Annotated in this window: 20 protein-coding genes and 1 tRNA gene; 4 read left to right on the top strand and 17 right to left on the bottom strand. The window is 59.8% G+C overall.

The window, feature by feature from the left end; genetic code table 11:
• The first annotated feature begins 6 nt into the window (after positions 1 to 6).
• The 4 genes from HWX07_RS24380 (at position 7) to HWX07_RS24365 (ending at position 3,755) form a co-directional block, all read left to right on the top strand.
• On the top strand, positions 7 to 1,164 hold the full coding sequence (locus HWX07_RS24380) for an ABC transporter substrate-binding protein (protein WP_175877957.1): 1,158 nt from the start codon (positions 7 to 9) through the stop codon (positions 1,162 to 1,164).
• Between the two features lie 102 nt (positions 1,165 to 1,266).
• Positions 1,267 to 1,351: transfer RNA gene (locus HWX07_RS24375), tRNA-Leu, on the top strand.
• A 175-nt stretch (positions 1,352 to 1,526) separates the two neighbouring features.
• On the top strand, positions 1,527 to 2,105 hold the full coding sequence (locus tag HWX07_RS37265; protein ID WP_175877956.1) for an Arm DNA-binding domain-containing protein: 579 nt from the start codon (positions 1,527 to 1,529) through the stop codon (positions 2,103 to 2,105).
• 417 nt (positions 2,106 to 2,522) lie between these two features.
• Positions 2,523 to 3,755, top strand: coding sequence for an integrase arm-type DNA-binding domain-containing protein (locus tag HWX07_RS24365; RefSeq protein ID WP_175877955.1), 1,233 nt, complete (start codon positions 2,523 to 2,525; stop codon positions 3,753 to 3,755).
• 156 nt (positions 3,756 to 3,911) lie between these two features.
• On the opposite strand, the gene HWX07_RS24360 is transcribed toward HWX07_RS24365, so the two are convergent.
• From HWX07_RS24360 to HWX07_RS24275, 17 genes are all read right to left on the bottom strand, one after another.
• On the bottom strand, positions 3,912 to 5,042 hold the full coding sequence (locus HWX07_RS24360; RefSeq protein ID WP_175877954.1) for a TIGR02391 family protein: 1,131 nt from the start codon (positions 5,040 to 5,042) through the stop codon (positions 3,912 to 3,914).
• A gap of 482 nt (positions 5,043 to 5,524) precedes the next feature.
• Positions 5,525 to 6,190: a hypothetical protein gene (locus tag HWX07_RS24355; RefSeq protein WP_175877953.1), complete on the bottom strand. Its 666-nt coding sequence runs from the start codon at positions 6,188 to 6,190 to the stop codon at positions 5,525 to 5,527.
• An 8-nt stretch (positions 6,191 to 6,198) separates the two neighbouring features.
• On the bottom strand, positions 6,199 to 7,047 hold the full coding sequence (locus HWX07_RS24350) for a ParA family protein (RefSeq protein WP_175877952.1): 849 nt from the start codon (positions 7,045 to 7,047) through the stop codon (positions 6,199 to 6,201).
• Positions 7,048 to 7,355: 308 nt separating this feature from the next.
• Entirely contained in the window at positions 7,356 to 7,718 is a 363-nt protein-coding gene (locus tag HWX07_RS24345) for a hypothetical protein (RefSeq protein ID WP_175877951.1), read from the bottom strand.
• Positions 7,719 to 7,775: 57 nt separating this feature from the next.
• Positions 7,776 to 8,864, bottom strand: coding sequence for a type VI immunity family protein (locus tag HWX07_RS24340; protein WP_175877950.1), 1,089 nt, complete (start codon positions 8,862 to 8,864; stop codon positions 7,776 to 7,778).
• A 5-nt stretch (positions 8,865 to 8,869) separates the two neighbouring features.
• A complete protein-coding gene (locus tag HWX07_RS24335) occupies positions 8,870 to 9,574 on the bottom strand; it encodes a VRR-NUC domain-containing protein (RefSeq protein WP_175877949.1) in 705 nt (234 codons plus the stop codon).
• Complete coding sequence (locus HWX07_RS24330) at positions 9,571 to 10,080, bottom strand: PAAR domain-containing protein (protein WP_175877948.1); 510 nt, start codon at positions 10,078 to 10,080, stop codon at positions 9,571 to 9,573. Before HWX07_RS24330 ends, HWX07_RS24335 begins: the two co-directional genes overlap by 4 nt.
• Positions 10,081 to 10,541: 461 nt before the next feature.
• Entirely contained in the window at positions 10,542 to 11,498 is a 957-nt protein-coding gene (locus tag HWX07_RS24320) for a hypothetical protein (protein ID WP_175877946.1), read from the bottom strand.
• Between the two features lie 76 nt (positions 11,499 to 11,574).
• The gene (locus tag HWX07_RS24315) at positions 11,575 to 11,829 is read right to left on the bottom strand and encodes a hypothetical protein (RefSeq protein WP_175751458.1); all 255 of its coding nucleotides are present in this window, start codon (positions 11,827 to 11,829) and stop codon (positions 11,575 to 11,577) included.
• 540 nt (positions 11,830 to 12,369) lie between these two features.
• Positions 12,370 to 15,069, bottom strand: a complete 2,700-nt coding sequence (locus HWX07_RS24310) for a DUF927 domain-containing protein (protein ID WP_175877945.1) — start codon at positions 15,067 to 15,069, stop codon at positions 12,370 to 12,372.
• Positions 15,070 to 15,080: 11 nt separating this feature from the next.
• Entirely contained in the window at positions 15,081 to 15,359 is a 279-nt protein-coding gene (locus HWX07_RS24305) for a hypothetical protein (protein WP_175877944.1), read from the bottom strand.
• Positions 15,352 to 15,531 (bottom strand): hypothetical protein, encoded by a 180-nt coding sequence (locus HWX07_RS24300; protein WP_175877943.1) that lies wholly within the window; start codon positions 15,529 to 15,531, stop codon positions 15,352 to 15,354. The genes HWX07_RS24305 and HWX07_RS24300 overlap by 8 nt, the downstream gene beginning before the upstream one ends.
• 302 nt (positions 15,532 to 15,833) lie before the next feature.
• Positions 15,834 to 16,067 carry an AlpA family phage regulatory protein gene (locus HWX07_RS24295; RefSeq protein ID WP_175877942.1) on the bottom strand — a complete coding sequence of 78 codons (234 nt, stop codon included), beginning with the start codon at positions 16,065 to 16,067 and terminating at the stop codon, positions 15,834 to 15,836.
• A 169-nt stretch (positions 16,068 to 16,236) separates the two neighbouring features.
• Positions 16,237 to 17,100: a hypothetical protein gene (locus tag HWX07_RS24290; RefSeq protein WP_175877941.1), complete on the bottom strand. Its 864-nt coding sequence runs from the start codon at positions 17,098 to 17,100 to the stop codon at positions 16,237 to 16,239.
• A 126-nt stretch (positions 17,101 to 17,226) separates the two neighbouring features.
• A complete protein-coding gene (locus HWX07_RS24285) occupies positions 17,227 to 17,859 on the bottom strand; it encodes an SDR family NAD(P)-dependent oxidoreductase (RefSeq protein WP_244130027.1) in 633 nt (210 codons plus the stop codon).
• Between the two features lie 121 nt (positions 17,860 to 17,980).
• Positions 17,981 to 18,850 carry an SDR family NAD(P)-dependent oxidoreductase gene (locus HWX07_RS24280; RefSeq protein WP_175877940.1) on the bottom strand — a complete coding sequence of 290 codons (870 nt, stop codon included), beginning with the start codon at positions 18,848 to 18,850 and terminating at the stop codon, positions 17,981 to 17,983.
• Positions 18,837 to 19,757 carry an alpha/beta fold hydrolase gene (locus HWX07_RS24275; RefSeq protein ID WP_175877939.1) on the bottom strand — a complete coding sequence of 307 codons (921 nt, stop codon included), beginning with the start codon at positions 19,755 to 19,757 and terminating at the stop codon, positions 18,837 to 18,839. Before HWX07_RS24275 ends, HWX07_RS24280 begins: the two co-directional genes overlap by 14 nt.
• Between the last annotated feature and the right edge of the window lie 5 nt (positions 19,758 to 19,762).

Raw genomic sequence — 19,762 nt, 5'->3', positions numbered from 1 at the left:
TCCCGCATGACGCTTCCCGCCCTGTTGCGCCGCGCCGCCGGCGCCGCCCTCGTGCTGGCCTGCGCGGCCGCGCATGCCGACCTGAAGGTCGGCGTCGACCTGTCGTCGACCGGCCCGGCCGCCGCGATCGGCATCACGAGCAAGAACGCGATCCTGATGTGGCCGAAGACGATCGCCGGGCAACCCGTGCAGGTCACGGTGCTCGACGACGCGTCCGACCCGGGCGCGGCGGTACGCAACATCCGCAAGCTGGTCGACGAGGATCACGTCGACGTCGTGGTCGGCCCGAACATCACGCCGGCCGCGCTCGCGGCGCTCGACGCGGTGGCCGCCGCGCAGACGCCGATGATCACGCTGGTCGGCTCCGGCTCGATCGTCGAGCCGCAGGAGGGCGCGCGGACCTGGGCGTTCAAGATGGCGCAGAGCGACCGCGCGATGGCCGACGTGATGACCCGCTACATGGCCAACCACGGCGTGAAGACGGTCGGCTTCATCGGCTTCGCGGACAGCTACGGCGACAGCTGGCTCAACGAATTCACGCGCTTCGCGGACCTGCGCAAGATCCGCGTGATCGCGACCGAGCGCTTCAACCGCACCGACGCGAGCGTCACCGGCCAGGCGCTGAAGCTGATCGCGGCGAAGCCGGACGCGATCCTGATCGCCGGCGCCGGCACGCCGACCGTGCTGCCACAGCGCACGCTGATCGAGCGTGGCTACAAGGGCCCGATCTACCAGACGCATGGGATCGCGACGCCGGAATTCATCAAGCTCGGTGGCAAGGACGTGGACAGGACGCTGTTCCCGACCCAGCCGGTGGTCGTCGCGCGCACGCTGCCGGCCGATCACCCGGCCCGCCAGGCCGCGCTCGCGTTCGTCGATGCGTACGAGGCGAAGTACGGTGCCGGCACGGTCACGCAGTTCGCGGGCGATGCGGCGGGCGTGTATCCGCGCTTGGCCGATGCGGTCGGCCGCGCGCTGAAAGCGGCGCAACCCGGCACGCCCGCGTTCCGCGCGGCGCTGCGCCGCGAGCTCGAACGCGCGCACGAGCTCGTCGTACCGAACGGCGTCGTCAATACCAGCGACAAGGATCACGTGGGACTCGACCAGCGCGCGAGCGTGATGGGGATCGTAAAGCAGGGCCGGTTCGTGTACCTGAGCCAGTAGTAGACGCGGCCGGTCGCCGGGCTGCTTGCCCGGTGCCCGGTTTTCCGCCATAATCCGCGTTTCGCCGCGCGCAATCTGCATCTGACGCGCGGGCAGGATCAAGCCCAGGTGGTGAAATTGGTAGACGCAGGGGACTCAAAATCCCCCGCCGCAAGGCGTGCCGGTTCGATTCCGGCCCTGGGCACCAATACATAGTTCCGGGAGGTTCCCGGAAGTACCGAAACCCGCGTCAGCTCTAGGCTTTCGCGGGTTTTTTGGTTTCAGGAGGTTCCGAGAGGGGCCGGGGAAACCCAAAAAATCGGGGGTAAGATCGGGGGTACGGTTTACCGATTTGGGGGTAAGCCGACGACAGGGACCAACATATGCTTTCAACACCCCTCACCGACCTCCGATGCCGTACCGCCCGCTACACGGCCAACGGCACCGGCAACAAGCTGTTTGACGGCGGCGGCTTGTTCCTTGAGCTTCGCGCCAGCGGCGCAAAGAAGTGGCGTCTCAAATACCGCTTCAACGGCAAAGAAAACCTCCTGACGTTCGGGGACTATCCCCTCGTTTCCCTCGCCGAAGCTCGCGCCAAGCGCGACGAGGCCAAGCGCACGCTCACGGCCGGACTCGATCCAGCGATGCAGCGCGNCGCGTCTCATCAAGCCAAAGGCGCGACAGTGTATGAAGATGTTCATCGAGATCAGCCCAAGGATCCGAATACCACACGTATTCCAGATCTCGCCCATATTCATCATCACTCTCGAAGGCTGCTGGATCGTCGGGAAGCGCCTGCCAGACTCTTCGCCGCAGCGAGAAGAACTCCGACAGAAGCTCGCCGTAAAGGCGATCCGACTTTCCAGTCCGTCGATCCCATTCGGTCAAGACGTGGATGGCTCGGGCACCGACTAAAAAGAACTCCCATCCGACTCGATGCGGGTAAAGCTTGGTGCGTCTAAGCAGCACATTTGCATGCAGGCCCTTCTCAAAGGACGGCACGGGGTGATACGAAAAACGCCGGCGATAACGAATGCGCTTAGGTACTTCCATGTCTCACCTTTCGTCAAAGAAGCCGGATTTTCTCATATACACCACCTGAATACGGGGGTACGATTGGGGGTAAGATGACAGAGAATAATGTCATACATCCAGAACCCGTAACGCTTTTAGCCACATTTAGCGGGTGCGGCCCTGGGCACCAATACATAGTTCCGGGAGGTTCCCGGAAGTACCGAAACCCGCGTCAGCTCTAGGCTTTCGCGGGTTTTTTGGTTTCAGGAGGTTCCGAGAGGGGCCGGGGAAACCCAAAAAATCGGGGGTAAGATCGGGGGTACGGTTTACCGATTTGGGGGTAAGCCGACGACAGGGACCAACATATGCTTTCAACACCCCTCACCGACCTCCGATGCCGTACCGCCCGCTACACGGCCAACGGCACCGGCAACAAGCTGTTTGACGGCGGCGGCTTGTTCCTTGAGCTTCGCGCCAGCGGCGCAAAGAAGTGGCGTCTCAAATACCGCTTCAACGGCAAAGAAAACCTCCTGACGTTCGGGGACTATCCCCTCGTTTCCCTCGCCGAAGCTCGCGCCAAGCGCGACGAGGCCAAGCGCACGCTCACGGCCGGACTCGATCCAGCGATGCAGCGCGACATGTCTCGTCACGCCCAAATCGTCGCCGCGCAGAATACGTTCGAAACCGTGGCCCGCGAATGGCATGAAATGCAGCGCGGCACGTGGAGCGTCGATCACGCCCATCGCGTCATGGATCGACTCGAAAAAGACGTATTCCCACATCTCGGGCGGCGCCCCATCTCCGAAATTTCCGCGCCAGAGCTTCTAGCCGTGATCCGGCGTATCGAGAGTCGGGGTGCGCTTGAAACCTCCCGTAAGACGCACCAGACATGCGGCCAGGTGTTTCGATATGCAATCGCCGTGGGCAAAGCGGAGCGCGACCCGTCGCCCGACCTGCGCGGAGCGCTCAAGACGAGAGCAGTGAAGAACATGGCCCGCGTCAGTGAGGGCGAATTGCCGGAACTGCTGGCGGCTATTGACGGCTATGACGGCGACAGGCGAACCAAGCTCGCGTTGCGCCTTCTCTCCCTCACGTTCGTGCGCACCGTCGAACTCCGCTTCGCGGAATGGTCGGAATTCGACCTGGAGCGCGCTGAGTGGCGCATCCCGGCTCCGCGCATGAAAATGCGTCAGCCGCACATCGTGCCGCTATCGAAGCAGGCGCTCGCCGTCATTCAGGCAATCCGCGACACGACGACGAACAAGCGCTGGTTGCTGCCGAGCCCTCGCAACCCGGAGCAGCCCATCAGCGAAAACACGATTCTGTACGCGCTTTATCGCATGGGCTTCCATGGCCGCATGACGGGACATGGATTCCGTGGACTCGCGTCGACCATCCTCAACGAGCGCGGCTTCAACCCGGACTGGATCGAGCGCCAACTCGCACACACCGAGCAAAACAGCATCCGGGCTGCGTACAACCATGCGCAGCATCTGCCAGAGCGGCATCGCATGATGCAATGGTGGGGTGACTACCTCGACCAGCAAAGCGGAGCGAACGTTAAACCGATAGACGTCGGCACACCTCGCGCTGCCTGACTATTTGCAGGATGCCAGGAGCAAAGTCGCCGGTCACTTCCGTGCAGGCGACTTTTTTAGGAATGTACGTCGATTTCCGTGGATGTCGCTCACCGATCCACAAGAGACGGCACATGAAATTTCGCACTCCGCCCGAAGGGGAAAAATCACCTATTGCTAGAACGGAATATCGTCATCCATCTCATCGAAGTCAGGCGAGGCTTTAAATTCATCGACAGCCTTAGTAAGATCCTTACTCCACACCCCCTTTTCCCATGGAGAATAGACCGTGAGTGCCGCATGGAATCTTTCGCTTCCATTTCGAATTCTCGCCTTAAAAACGATATCGAGCGTAGCCGGAATCGAACTATGCAAATCTCCTATGGCCGGGAACAAGTACTGAAACACATAATCTTCCTCCGCCCGATTTCCGGAGCGAAGTTTATCCGTGATCGCGCCGAGCATCTCGCGCTTGAGAGAGAAATGAGGGAACAAATTTCTCGCCCAGGTACCTAGACCACCGCTGCGACAGACCTTTTGTTTCGAGTCAAAACGCCCCTCCTGAACAGATCGCACAAGTTTATGCTCTATTCTCAGACGTGACACCTCCGCGAGTCGTGGCCAGATATCACCACCCAAAGAACCAATCACCGCGCGAACCGTCGCATCATCGTCGGTTGTCTTCAGTTCATCAGAGATAATCTGATCGACTTGGATCCGCTCATCGGCAGTAAGCGTGGGCAACAATGCGTTAAAAAAATGACGTAAATGATCCCCTTTGACCGTCTCCTTTTCTCTATATGCATCCAAAAACACCTCAAGGCGCTGCCCAACTGGCACATCTTCCACCAAGAGTTCTGCATATCGCGAATTTGGAACGAAATCAGGATCTAGGACGCGTCGAATAAAATCATGCCTCGAAAATTGCGACTTGGCTTTGTCGATCTGCCGGACAAGATATCCGGTAAAAAGAATCAAAATACGCGCATCGTTCTCAGTGTCAGATATTTTTTCATGACTGCGCGGATTGCGGAATGCTTGATAGAAACCACGAAGTAGTTGTTCTACACCCTTCTGCACATTCCATTCGGATTCGCTTTGCAACCTGTTGAGCTTGATTTTAGGCGCTGCCCCACCCAAAGCCTGCCCCACCAGCGACGCACCGTCCCCCTCTGCGCCCGACTTTTGACGAAGCAATTCGCTGAGAAAATAGAAGGCATCTAAAATCGACCCAGTAAAATTTCCTCTCTCGTAGTTGGCCCTTACCGCTTCCCACAAATCCTCCGGCACGTTGGTCTCAAGGTTCATTTGCGCGCTTCCACTCGTTGTTTTAGGGAATTTTACGACATCGTGTTTCGTTGCCGCCGACCCAGTCGACATAGACGACGACATCCGTGCATGACACGCCGACGCTCTTCCCCGGCTCCCGGGGATCCGCGACGCCCGGCCGCTACCTTTGCATCCCGCTCGCGAGGCCGTGGCGGGCCTCCTGGCACGCCGGAGGGGCATTCTCGGAGCTGCACCCGCCCCCTAACAATGCCGCCTGCGCCTCCGCGCGCGCAGTTGTGACCCCGCCCCACCTGCCCGCAAAAATGAACGGTTTTTATGCACTTATGCACAGTCAGCTCAGGGCCGCTGAGTACGGACCGCGCCGGGATAAGCGGCCCGATTCTTCCATGCACTTTTATGCGCCTTGGCTATGCAGCTTCAGCAGACGGGTAGAAATCACTATCTACCGACATCCCGACGAGCTTCGGTCCAACTAGTAACATAGTCGCCATGCGCGACACTCAATTCCCGGTTTTGTGAGGAGAAGAATTCTCGGCGGTGCCACTGTCGTCTTGCTTTTGGGGCTTGTCAGCCTCGCTTTCGCGCATGGTTCCGCTTTGTGGTTCGGGTTGAGCATCACTCTCCTTTGAACTTCCGGACTCAGCGTCAGAAATCGCCCGTCTCTCGTGGGTGGCGGACCTCATTTCGGCCCCCCTATCCCTGATTGCGTCCGCTAGTGGACCCAATCGAGACACTCCCCAGCTAACGTCCGTCGACTTGATTCTCTCTAAGCTTTCTGCCGACATTTCAGTTAGCAACCGAAATACAGGGCGCACGGCTTCGGAGCGCTGCTTCAGCTTTGGAGTTTCGCCATACGTCTCCATGAATGACCGAGCATCGCTCACTGATGGCAGAAATTTCTTTTCATCAAAGCGTGATGCCAATAAGTGAAGCAGTGCCTTTTTGCCACCTTCACCCTCAATAGCATCAACCAAGGCGACCATGCCGATAGCACGAGCATTACGTGTAGCTTTCTCTGCGCTATGGCTGCCGTAGCGGCGCCCGGAGCTTTGCCCTGGCGCAAGCTCGTGCAACGCCGACAAAGTGGCATCGAAGCCATACTCATCCATTAGCAATTGAAGGCGCTGCATCAGAAATTTATTGCGCCGATTGTTTGCTGCATTCATGCCGTTAGTCAAAGCCCAATAGAGTTAAAAAATTCGTTGGCGAAATATTTAAATTGGGTGGAATTACCCTGATAACTATAATCCCCCCTCATCATCTTGGGAAAGCCCCTGGAAAATGGTAGTTCATTTTTAAAGATGGGCCAATTATTCTTTGCCGCCTCTGTTTTAATGTCAGACATCGCGGCGAATTTTTCGGGACCACCGTCATTCCCACCGTGATAGAACGCGTTATTGATGACGACACCGGCAACCTCAATGGTTTGCGCGGGATTCTGATGCCGAAAATCTTCGAGCGATCGATTCAGAAGAGGAAAACCGATTGTAGCAAAGAACTCCGGCTTTACTGGCACGAGAACTTTCCCGCTGGCGTGATATGCGGCGCGTGTGAGAATAGATTCAGTTGGGGCGCAGTCAATAATAATTAAATCCTTGCCGGCAAAATTACCTGCAAGATATTTGGCAAGCACCTTTGGATCGGGGCGCAATGCATTTGTCAGATTATCAGCAAAATCAAAGCGCGAGGGTACGAGTTGTAGGGAGCGGTCATCTAGCTCTCTAATGGTTTCGACTGCGGCAGCATCTGGCAACGTCCCCGGCTTCGACCCACCAACACTGGGCGGGAGATAACCGTTGAAGATTTCAACTATCGAAGGTCGTTTTCCGCGAAGGAACTCTCGATACCCGTTTCGCATGAGCGCCTGGCTCAGGTTGGCCTGCGGATCGAGATCGATTGCAAGGACGTCACTTTTCCTATGGGTGAATGCATGTCTGGCAAGAAGGGTCGATATCGTTGATTTTCCGACACCTCCTTTCAGGTTTATTACGCAAACAGTAATGGGGCCAGTAGGTCTCGCCATAATTTTTCTCGCGCGTTTTTGGTTGTTGGTAGCCCGTTTCCCGAAGCGGGCCGTCTCCATTATCAGCCTATTTACGCGCTAGAACGATGGGGGCACGCATGTTTGTGCCAGGGGCGGGGCGGTTGCCTGCGGCAGCTGCGTCGCGAGGCTGTCGCATAATCGGACGCCACCGACGGAGGGGGAAAGGAAGAGATCTAGATGCGCGTATCGCAACGGCGGCCGCGCCATCCCTCACCTATCTGTGACGTTCTCTCAAGGTGCAAATCCGTGGCTCTCCGCGTTCTCTTCAAGCCGATAGCGGCTACGCGTCAATTGCCGAGCCTGAAAACGCTGTAGTAGACCTGATAGTCGACGATGAATGTGTCATCGTCCGCGAAGCCCGCTAGATCGCCAGACGGGCTGGCGATCATGCCAAGGAAGCCAACTTGACGCTCACGCGGCCAGAGGAATGTGGAGCGATCGTGGCCGCCGGGACCTCTCGGATCGAAAAGCAAACCGTCCGGGCTGACTGAGACTATGTTGCGTGGAATCCCGAGGATTGGGTCTGGAATTGCCATATCCGAGCCATGTAACTGATTCGCAATCATAGTTAGCGTGCACCCGACTTTGGCCCTACGTTTCAAACCGGCCAATGTGCGCTCCTTGTTGGAGCCAAATCCCAGCAATCCCATCGCGTCCCCCGTGGCTTTGCCCGTCAATTTGATTCTAAGCCTACTGGATCGCCTCATTCATAGGCGATCCGGCAACGCACAGTCAGCTGCTAGCGTGGGCATATGCAGTAGCTTCGCCTTGTACTCGACGAGCTGATCGTCCGGTACATCGAAGCGCCGCAGCCAGTCATCGCTTTCGGCCGTCGTGGCGAAATAGGGTGACGCTGAGCCTGGCTGGCCAATTTGCAACTGCCACACGGAAGGAACGCGCACCGATTTGAGGGCCGCGTTGAGGATCACATAGTTCGGAGGGGGAACGGGTGGCCCGGTCTCATTGCTGTCGGTCGACGAGCCAGATTCAGGGCGCGGGCCGGCCTGAATCACAACGCCGCCGTTCAGATCGTAGAGCGCGTACCAGTTAGGAGGCAGTTCGTTTCGCAGGGTATCGAGTCCACCTGCCTTATCGAGCAGTTCCTTGTCGAGCGCGGTAAGCCAGCCGACCGTCTTGATGCCGTCACGCAGGCGTGCCGCCTGCAGTAGCGGTTCGCCAACGTCAAGGGCAATCATCTGCTTGGCGAGCTGATATTCCGTCGGCACGTTTGCAGCGGTTTTCGCGAGACTGAGATTCAATGCGTATCCGGCATACCCACTGACAACTTTGAGCCGACGGGCGAAGTCTACGAACAGTTTCTGGAACGCAGTAGGGTTCTCGGCGACGTACAGCAGCGACGTGGAAAATGTCAGCGTGTTCAGACCTGCATGCGGGCGAGCCTCCCGCCAGCGTTGTTGACCGAACACCTGAAAATGCCAGAACCCGGCGTCGGCCGAGGCATCCCCTGATGTCACGTATGCGGTCAGTGCGGCCTTGTCAGAGTATGACGTGAATGTGCCGGAGGGAAGGTTTCCGCCCTTGATCTTGACAGGCCCCTTCCCGTCCTGCCAAAGCCATTTCAGCTCGTCCTTCGCGATCTCGCGATATTGCTCGTAGCACTCCGCTATCGCCCGGCGTACTTCAGGGTCCGCAGCGTTGCGGAAGAACAGTGCGGCACGCACAACGACGGCAGCACCGACATAATCGTGCTTGTCGGTCGGTTCGAGCGCTCCGCCCGGAATCAGCGCTTCGAGCTGATGTGCTTTCGCGTATTCGATGAATGCTTTGTCGGTCATGTCAGTTAGCGAACTGGAACGGTGACGGGAGGGGGCATGCCGCCTCCTGGGGCGGGGCCAGCTCCGGTTTGGTTGAGCAGCTTCCTCACCTGCCTTCCAATCGACGAAAAGGCGTCGCGCAGCGCGTCGGCGGTCGGACTGGATGACTCTTCGCCTCCATCGTCAGGGCAGCCACAGGTCGCGGGGTCGAGTTCGGTCACCTTTGCGTTCGGGCCTGCGATTTCCTGGTAATCCGCTATCTGCTCGATGTCACGTTTGTCCGGCGGGAATTTCATTTCGACCACGCCGGATAGATTATCTTGCGTGGGCGGCTTTCCGGGGTCTTTGACGATCACGACATCAGGTCGTCGAATCCAGCCAACGCCAGGGACGTAGCCTTCCGGGTAGTGTGCCTTGATCCAGTTCGGAATAAACCCGTGCGGCTCAAGCGGGTTTCGCGACGACATGATAGGCGCGGGCGGGTATTCGTTCATGTTGTAGCTGACTTCGGGCTTGTAAATGCTATCGCCCCTAGCATTCAGCGCGTTCAGCTTCGTCGCCACGCATGCCTGCTTTAGTCGGGCGCCGATGATGCTGATGTTCGGGCCTTTCTTGCATTGGCAAAGCGCTCCGCAGAGTATTTTTTTGTCCTGTTGATCGAGATCGCCGCCGAGATACACCTTAGTCGTCGTACCTTCGGCCGACATTCCGCCAGGGACGTCGTGGCTCATTCAGGCTTCTCCCGACCGAATATCAGGGAGGCTGGCGAGTCTGCGTGATGCCACTGAGTGTAACCGTCGGCATCGGTTGTGCCGCTGATGGTCTGGCCCTCTGGCGTTCGCAAGCTGTACGGGCTATTTGCGGCCGGTTGCCCGTCCGCGCCGACGACCTGGAATCGACCGCGATAACGCTCCGTTGAGTCATCAGCCTCATGCCGAGCTGACATCGTGGTCCCGCCGGAACCCACGGGAACGTTCGCAACGGCATTGCCCTGGCTAGCTATCAGTGTCGCGCCACATGCGGTCATGTCCCCCTGAAATGCCGCTCGCCGTCCGTCGAAATTCATGCCGGGATTCTTGCTGGTGACGATCGGAAATACTCCCTTGCACTTCGGGCAGGTGACCATCGTGCCAACAAACGCAATTGGCCGACCGTCGATGAAAGTAATCGCTCCGGATGACAGTACAGTGCCACCGTGATCCGTATGATCGCCCTCTCGAATGAACGCGAATCCCATGCTGACTCCTATGACGAAATCCGCGGGGACTGTAGCACGCGATATCGATATGTAACCACCCTGTCAAAGTTGACGGGGAGGACGTGCGCAGTGGCGAATTCATATGCCCCTCTGCACCAGCCCGTCACAGGCCGGCACAAAGGGGGAACGGGATGCGCCGTCAGTCAGGGAGCACGACGCATTGCGTTCGCGGCAAGTCAAAGGGCGCCTCGACTACAGTTGATACGGCGCCTGTGGAACCGAAGACATATCCACAGACAGAGCCGCCACCTGCAACTGTCGCGCTATCACGTCGTTCGGCTGGCGACTCGCGCGGGTCGTATGAGTAATCGAACTCAACACACGGAAGCCATGGCCGCAATCCGGGTTCCGACAATCCGCGTAACCCTCTTTGGTCAGTTCGGACAGCATGCGGGTCGTCCGGAATGTCGAACGAGCGCCGCAGTGTGGACAGGTAAATTTCACAGCGCGCCCTCCCCCATCACTACTTCATTCATGCGCTGCTCGTGCAGCGCGTCCAGGCGCTTCGCACGCGCGTCATCCGTTGAATCATCGACCGGCGCCGCACCTCGGTTTGCTTCAGTCTCGTGCTGTGCGATGACTTGCTTGGCGATGTGAATCTGAATCGGGTTAGGAACCTCTTCTCGGGCCGGAGCCCCATACCCGAATCTCGTACCGATACCGCGACGCTGCATTTCGTCGACGTGTTTCGCCGCGATTTTGGAGACCTCGGCGTCACGCAACGCAACGCCGCCGAGCGCCTCAAATGCCGCAAGAAGGGCGTCCATTTCGCCTTCGGTTGTCACGGTCCGTTCCGGCGTGCCAGGACTAGCTACACGACCGCCAGCAGACCGCTCGCTGTATGCCCGCCGCACTTGGTACATCGCCCAAACGCGCTCCAATTTCATGCGCAGCGGCCCCTCAACGAACTTCATCAGCTCGTCGCGAGCATCCGCGAATGCCTGGCCGTAATGGCGGTCCATGAAGTCGTGCGCCGCCTCAAGCGTCAGCCGTTCAGTGTCGCGAGCCTCGGTCAATTGCCGGTCGAGTTCAGCAAGTGCGGCCGGCACATTAACCTGCTCGTCCCGATAGTTCGCCAGGACCGCGCGGACATCTGCAAGCTGCGCATCGATCTCGCGATAATCCGGCTCGCGCCCTTCGCGGGCCGACGTAACCAGCTCGTCGCGCTTCGCGGTCATCAGCTGGTCGAGCCGCTCATTCGCGACCTGAAAATCCCCCGCACGCGCTTGCAGGCGTTCGCGCGCATCCGCAAGACGTGCAACGTGCCCCCGTGCGGCATGCAATGCGGCCGCCGCGTGATCGATGCTTTCGATCGTGATGTTCCCTGCTCGCTCAAGCTCTCCCGCGCGTCGCAGCACGCGCTGCGCTCGTTCAATCGTCCAATTTCGAAACGACATATCAACCTCTCAATAATGGTTTGGTACGTAATCGGCCATCCGACTTGAATGGCCGACAATTCATGCGATACGGCGATCAGCAGTCGGTCAGACCGTCTGCGCCCTTTCCGCTGGACTCGCCGTCCAACGACGCCAAGAGCACGCGCAGGGAACTCAGGTGCTCCAGCGCCTGCACGCGCTTGCCCCCAGTCGACATCGCCGAGAAACCGGCGCGGCCGTTCAGCTCACCCCGAAGATTCGCCTCGATACGCTCCAACTCGCCCTTTGTCGCCTGATTCAGCAACACCTTCCGATCAACAAAATTGACCGTCGAATTACCAGCTCGATTCATGTTTTCACTCGCTAAAAATGTGCTGTCGCACAGGTTGATGCCCGATCCCGTCACCGGCACCCGGGCGATTTTTGGTTGCTTTCACAACTACTCTGCTTCACTAAGTACTGCTAATCTCAATAACGTCTCGTATCGACCCACGACGTACCCTAGATAAGCTCTGCGCTCCCGCTTCGTCGCCTCGCTATATCGACCGTTCGACATTGCACCAGTGGGGTGGCCGATCAGCGCAATTCCACGTTCGTTATCGATTTTTGCGAAGTAACGGCAGTAACAGCAGTAACTTCCTTAAAAATCATCGGGTTATGCCGTTACTTCGGCAGTCTCAGCGGAAGTAACGGCAGTAACAGCCGACCGCTCGTGCTCTGATAAGGGAGTCCTGTTACTTCTCAGTTACTCCCCCGTTACTCCCACTCGACAGCCATAACCCGATGATTTGTATGGCATTACTTCTGTTACTGCTGTTACTTCCAAATTCAGGGCGCGCGACCCACTATCCAATCGCGCCGGCCGCCCCGCACCGAAATGGGCGAGGCCCGCTCACCCCTCTGGATCAAGCTGCACCGGGTCGATCGAGTAGAGGCGCACGAGACGCCCATCCGGCACGCGAACCGGAACGGAGCGCTGGCCGCCCTGCTTCTTCGACAGTGCGCCGGCCGTATCCAACGCTGCAAGCGCCCGATTGAGGTCATAGCCCTTGATCGCCTCTTTGATGCCGGCCGACGTGAAGAGGTACAGCCGGCGGCCGCCGTCCATCCGCCAATAGCCAGCCCGGTCACGCATCGGCATCAGCGGCGCACCGCTCGCGTCAATGTCGGAGAATCGAGCATCGCCGCATCGGTCGATGAAGTCGGAAACCGCCTGCATGACGCCCATATGCTCGGCGCTTCTGCCGCGTGCCCCACGGTTCGCTTGCCACGAACGGAATGCACGGATCGCGGCCTCGGTCGGCTCGCCGGCCGTCCAGTCGACAATGCCGAACCGAATCGCCAGCTCGCCCGACAGCGCGGCCACCGCCAGGACGCGAGCCGCTCGCCGCTCCTGCCCGTCCGGCGCATCGAATTTCGCCAGGACAGCCGCGAGCTGCTCGGACAATTCCTTGCCCTGGCCGCGCTCCGATACCAGGCATTTCGCGAACATGCGGCCGGCGTGCCCGTAGTGGCGCGACGCGGCATCCCGCAGCGCGTCCGATAGACGCGCGCCAGAATCAGCGCCCTTCAGATCGTCAAACAGCCCATGCTTGCCGGACACCGGAATGTCCAGAATCCGCAGCCCTTGGCCGGCCTTGGCCTCGATGCCGCCCGACTCGATTCGAGCTGCGATGGTCGTTTCACCGGTCGACAGCACAAAGATGCGCCACTGCGCCGCTCTACGGGCCTCACCGTGCTTGTTTGCCCGACTCTTGCCCGTGCCGTTCGCAAGGGCATACGCGGCCTCGTAGAGGTCACGAGGCGCACATTCGCCAATCTCGTCCAGGGCGAGCAATGTATCCGTGTGCATCGTGCCCGCGCCTTCCAGGCCGTTCGCGGTCGCGCGCCACTGCCGGCGGAACGAATGCCCGCCCCATACCGATATGCCGGCCACGAGCGCGGTTGTCTTGCCGGTACTGGAATCGCCGTAGATGTGCAGGCCCGCGCCGTCAATGCAGAGCGGATCGAGCAATACGCCGGCAAACCCCGACGAGATAGCGAGCATCAGCAGCGGATTCCCCGACGCCAGCGCGGCCACCCCCTGTTTCCAGCCTTCCAACGTGCCCGCCGTTCCATACGGCGCGGTGCGGCCGGCCGCTTGAAACCACACGTCGTCCGCGCCGATCACCTCGTCAGGAAGCACGAACGCGCCTTCGTGCCAGCCCGTCATCGTCGCGGCCCGCATGTGTCGCCGGGGGTGCTGACTGGCGACGTACCGCAGCACTTCGCGTTTCTTGTGCTGCGAGATTTCGACGCCGCCGGACAGGATGATGCCGAGCGCTTCGGCACCGTCGCCGGCCAGCATTTCGGCCGGCATCGCCCACTTCTTCCACATGCCCCGACGCGACACGTAGCGCAGCAGGAAACCGTAGTTCTCGTCCTCGCGATCCGATGTCGTCGCGTCGACGTACAGCGGCGAACAGATCCACTCGTCGACCATGACGGGCTCTTGCCCCTCACGCTGCTTGAAGTTGTGATGCCACACGCCAGGCTTGCGGCGCACGCCCTCAACGTCGATCCAATCGCCGTAGACGCGCCAGCATGGCCGGTCGGCCAGCGTCGGCCAGGTCGGCGGCATGGCGGCGTCGATCAGCGCGCGGACAGCGGCCAGACCATCCCTCTGGTACAGGTCGTTCAGATCGAGCCCGGCCGGCGGCGTCGCGACAACGCCCGACACCGCACCAGCCGCGTCGGTTGCCGCCTTCACACCCGGATTGCTGCCATCGTCTTTCGCGTCATTGTCGGCGGCGAAAACCAGCGTCGCGCTCGGGTAGCGAATCCGCAGCGCCCGCCCGACGCGGGCCATGTTGCCGGCGTCGAACGCAACGGCCGACGCAAACCCGGCCGCAGCCGCCGATGCGGCCGTTGCGTACCCTTCGGCGATCACGATGCAACGCATGTCGTCGCCGATCAGATAGAACGACCCAGCCTTTGCCCCACCGGGCAGAAACCGCTTCTCTCCATCCGACGACAGGAATTCCAGCGACGTCAATGCGTCGTCGGCATTGCGCAGCGGCACCACGAGCGCCCCATCGCACGACATGCCGCCTACGCGCAGTGAACCGCGATAGAGACGCAGCCCATGCGGCGCGACACCCTTGCGGGACAGGTAGGGATGATCGGCCGGCGCCGGGACAGCTTCATCCCAAAGCGCCTGTGCACGATCCGCAGCTCGAGCGCGTTGCTTCGCGGCCGTTTCTTGTGTTTCGGCGTCATGGGCCTGCCGTTCGCGCTCGCGACGCGCATCGTCGCCGCCCCGTCGAACGGCGGGACGATGGGCCTTTGGGTCGAATCCATGGTCTTTCGCCAGCGCATACAGCGTGCCGATCCGGATGCCGCCCGACAGCTTCATCGACTTCCACGTGTCGCGTGCAGCCGCCGCATCGTACCGCTCGGCGGTCCTGCTCCAGGCGTCAAACAGGCCGAAACCTTCGTCGCCAAACTCGTGCTTCAGCGCCGCGGCGACCTTCCACCACGTATCGCGCGGCACGTCGGCCGGAATCGTCGCCAGCGCCAGTTCGGCGCGTTCGCGTTCTGTAGTCGCGGTCATAAGCAATCCCCTCAACGACCGTGACGCAGCGCACCGACTGACTGATAGATGTCGGTGATGGAGGTTCGCGCGGACGCGATTTCAGCCGCGAAGAAGCTCATCGTGCCGCTCATAGCGGCAACATCGACCTGTACCGTTCCGCCTTGTTTGTCGCCGGCGATATCCGCGCACACGCGTGCCAGGTTGCCGATACCACTCAAGCGCGTATCGAGTTGGTCCATCAAGTCCATCAGGTCGTCGATGGTCGGATTCGTCTTCGGCAGTTCGCGCACGTTGCTCGGATTAGCCATGACGCACCTCGCCCTGGAGGCAAGCCACGATAGCCAGCAATGCAGCAGCCGATATATCGAGCGCATCAACGTCGCTCGGTGCATTCACCGCGTCGCGCAACGCGGCGCGAACGATCGACAGCAAATTGGTGGAAAAATTGGATTGCTCAGGACGAGCGAGGGCTTGGCGCATGATGCGACCTCCTTGACCGGTATAAGGACCCGGCCCCCAACGCCAATTGGGGTGGCCGGGCACAAGACAGGGTTGGCGTACCGGCGTCAAGGAAACCGGCGTGCGCAAGCGCACCCCTGCCAAGGCCCGACCATTGAAGAAGGCGCGCACATGGCTGCGGACGAAAAAATACCGCCTGTTGGCGGTTGTCCGCCTTGACAAATTCCGGACGCCAATCCGGACCGCTGCTGTTTCAGCGGTACATGGAGTATAGACCTGCCGACCACGATGCGCAACGCGTGCGATTTGGCGCAACACCATCGTTATCGACCACCGCGATTCAAAGCGCTCTGCTGCACCAGGTCGCGAATCCAACCGTCAATATCTGCTTCGCGCCATGCCACAGCGCGCAGACCAAGCTTCACATTCGCAGGAAATTTTCCCGCGTTCATGCGCCGGTAGATTTCGGTCTTCGACAATTGGGTGCGCGAACGCACCTCTTCACAGTTAATCAGGCGCTCAGGCGCGCTGTTCGTGCCACATCCATTCTGCTGCATGCAAACTCCGGGAACAAAGCCATGCGAAACCGCACGGAACGTCCCCGAGTATCTGCAAGCAAACGAATACGCGCTACGTCGCTACTTGCTGACTCCTTACTTTTGACGAGCTGTCCAGTACGTACTCAACCGGATGCATCCGTATCTTGCCGGAAGAGTACAAGTCAAGTTAGTCCCCGCCTGGAATATCCTTCCCGTCTTCCCAGCGACGCTGCCAGCGCTCTACAGTTTGTGTACTTTCAAGGACGAACTCATGCTTCTTTACGGCTGCGAGTGCAAATTTCGACTTCGTTTCGTACATGGCCTTATTGTTGTTCTGCCACTCTAGCCACATCGCATACACGTCGACTTTTGCCTGTTGCTTCGGGTCGACCTTCTGTCGCGCTTTTCCACCTCGACGCGCCAGTTTGCGTATTGCCTCCGACTCTGCGTCGAACGTCAAATTCACCGCGCGATCGATTACGTGACTGGCCTTCATCGCGAATTGCATCGAACGATCACCGGAATGCGATGCTGCGGCCCATATCGCCAACTCCAAATATCTCATCGCAGCAATTGCATAATTCCGCGCCAACGTCCCGGCACGGTCTTCTTTAGCAATCCCAAGACTCATGGGATGGTCAAGCGGGATCGGCCGCGTCTCATCAAGCCAAAGGCGCGACAGTGTATGAAGATGTTCATCGAGATCAGCCCAAGGATCCGAATACCACACGTATTCCAGATCTCGCCCATATTCATCATCACTCTCGAAGGCTGCTGGATCGTCGGGAAGCGCCTGCCAGACTCTTCGCCGCAGCGAGAAGAACTCCGACAGAAGCTCGCCGTAAAGGCGATCCGACTTTCCAGTCCGTCGATCCCATTCGGTCAAGACGTGGATGGCTCGGGCACCGACTAAAAAGAACTCCCATCCGACTCGATGCGGGTAAAGCTTGGTGCGTCTAAGCAGCACATTTGCATGCAGGCCCTTCTCAAAGGACGGCACGGGGTGATACGAAAAACGCCGGCGATAACGAATGCGCTTAGGTACTTCCATGTCTCACCTTTCGTCAAAGAAGCCGGATTTTCTCATATACACCACCTGAATACGGGGGTACGATTGGGGGTAAGATGACAGAGAATAATGTCATACATCCAGAACCCGTAACGCTTTTAGCCACATTTAGCGGGTGCGGCCCTGGGCACCATGACATAGTTCCGGGAAATTCCCGGAAGTCCCAAAACCCGCGACAGCACAAGGCTTCGCGGGTTTTTTCATTCCGGCAAGGTGCCGTGTGGTGCCGCGCAGTGAACGCCCGAGCATCTCGACTGCGGCTTTGGACGCTGCGTAAGGCGCGTTGACCATGCCGTTCACGAACGCGTAGGCCGAGGAGGCGACCAGGACCTGGCCTCGATTGCGCACGATCTCCGGCAATGCCGCCTTGATCGTGCGCCAAACGCCGAGCAGGTCGACCTCGACGATCCGCTCGAACTCCTGTTCGTCGCAGCTGTACATGGTGGCGGGCAAATCGTGCCATGAGATACCAGCATTGGCGAACGCAATGTCGAGGCGACCGAATCTATCGACGGCGTGTTGCATGACTGCCTTTGTGGCGGCCGCATCAGTGACATCGAGCGCCAGTGCAAGCGTGCGCTCCGGGTCAAACTCCGCTGCGAGGCGGTCCACCGAAGCCTGCGTCACATCGGTTAGCACGAGTCGTGCTCCACATGCATGCAACTCGCGCGCGGTCGCAGCACCAATGCCGCCTGCAGCACCCGTGATAAGCACGACTTTTCCATGAAGATCGTAAGCCACTTTGTACTGCTCCTCTGCTATTGGATTTCCATTGCCGCGCAAACACGGGGCGATGGATGCGGGGCCATCGGCTCCGCTGATCATGCGAAGCCAATCGGTTGCCGCGGCCACCGATTGCCATTCATTTCGCCGGAGCGTGCGCGGCCGAATCGTTCCAGCCGGTTGCCGACGCGAGACTGATGGCGCGTTCAATGTCCTCGCCGCGAAAGCCGGCGCGTTCGACGAAGCGCCTGAAGAAGCCGGGTGCCTTGGCCACGATCGTGTTGACCTTTGGTACGACGATCATGTCCGCGCGGCGCTCGATGCCTGCCACGATGTCCCGCACGACCTGCTCGCGCGGGATCATCTTCCAGAAGCCTCGATCGTTGCCTCCCCACAATGCCCGGCCGGCCGGATCGGCAACGACATCGTCCATCAGGGGCGTCGGGAAGAACGTCGGATGCGCGCTGCCGACCCCGATACCCAGATGACGAAGCTCCAGACGGATGCTGTCGCACATCGCCCACACGCCCGCCTTGCTTGCCGTATAGGACGCCTGTAGCGGCGAATGCACAAACGCGGCCATTGACGAAATCGCCAGCATGTACCCGCGCTGTTGCTGGACGAATGGCAAGCCGGCACGGAACGTACGCCACACGCCGTTGAGGTTGATGTCGATGACACGATCAAACGCGGCCGGGTCGAGGGTGGCCATCGGGGCCATGGTGTCAATGCCCGCGTTTGCGATGACCACATCGATTTGACCGAAGTGATCCGCCGCATTGGCCATTGCGGCTTCGAGGCTTTCAAAATCGCGGACGTCGGTGGTCCAGCCAAGAACGTCGGAAGGGTGGCCGAAGTTGCGAGTTTGCGCCGTGAGCCTGTCTGCCTCCAGGTCGAAAAGAGCGAGACGCGCGCCCCGTGCGTGCAGCGCTTCGGCCAAGGCCGATCCCAGGCCACCGGTGGAACCGGTAATGGCCACCACCTTGTTCGCCAGCTTATAAGTCGACATGTGCGCCTCCTTGCTTCGTTGGAACGTGGCGGTGGAGAAACGCCAGCTGGTCGGCGACCACCTGTTCGAAGTCCTTGCCCACATAAATGTCGAAGTGGCCTGCCCGATACGCGCGCACTTCCCCTTTGGGAGCGCGCATGGCATACCGTTTCGTCGGCCCCGCCGGAGCGACGGAGTCGGCTTCGCAAACGCAAAACAGAATCGGACAGGAAATGTCGCCCGCTTTGCGACCGGGGCGGTGCCGCACGATGTTCAGGCCGAAACGTGCCGTGACCTGATTGCGAAATGCAGTACCGTCAGGGACGAGCGCGAGATAGCCATCCAGGGCATCCGGTGCGGTCATCAACGCGGCAGAACCGGGCGGCCCCGCCGTCGACACCATCACCGGCGCCCTGCCGACGAGGGATAGCAGTACATCGCATAGCGCGAGCGCGGTGACCTTGAGCGCGCTACGCCAGTTCAACGCGAACAACGACGCGACCCCGTCCGTGAACGGGCATTGCGCGATGGCCCCGGCAATAGTCCGGTCGCGTGTCGCAGAGAGAATCACATGACCGCCGCCGAAGGACGTTCCCCACAGCACCACCTGATCCGGCCGGAGATTGCTGTTCCCGCGTGCAAAAGCGATCGCACCCAACCAGTCTTCCAGTTGACGATCGATATCGAGCAATTGGCGAGGGGAGCCGTCGCTCGCGCCGAAATGTCGATAGTCGAACACGACGCACGCATAGCCGTCCGCGCAAAAGCGTTGTGCATAGGCGTCGAGCCGCATTTCCTTGATTCCGCCCAGCCCGTGCGCCATTACGATGACGGGAAACGGGCCCGTCCCGCGAGGCTCGTACAGCCAACCACGGCAATGTTCACCGCGGCCGCCAGCCACGAACTCGACACTTCTCCGCCCGGCCATGTGTC

This window comes from Burkholderia sp. BCC0097, from assembly GCF_902832985.1.
Classification (GTDB): domain Bacteria; phylum Pseudomonadota; class Gammaproteobacteria; order Burkholderiales; family Burkholderiaceae; genus Burkholderia; species Burkholderia orbicola.
This window is presented reverse-complemented; position numbering and strand designations above follow the sequence as displayed.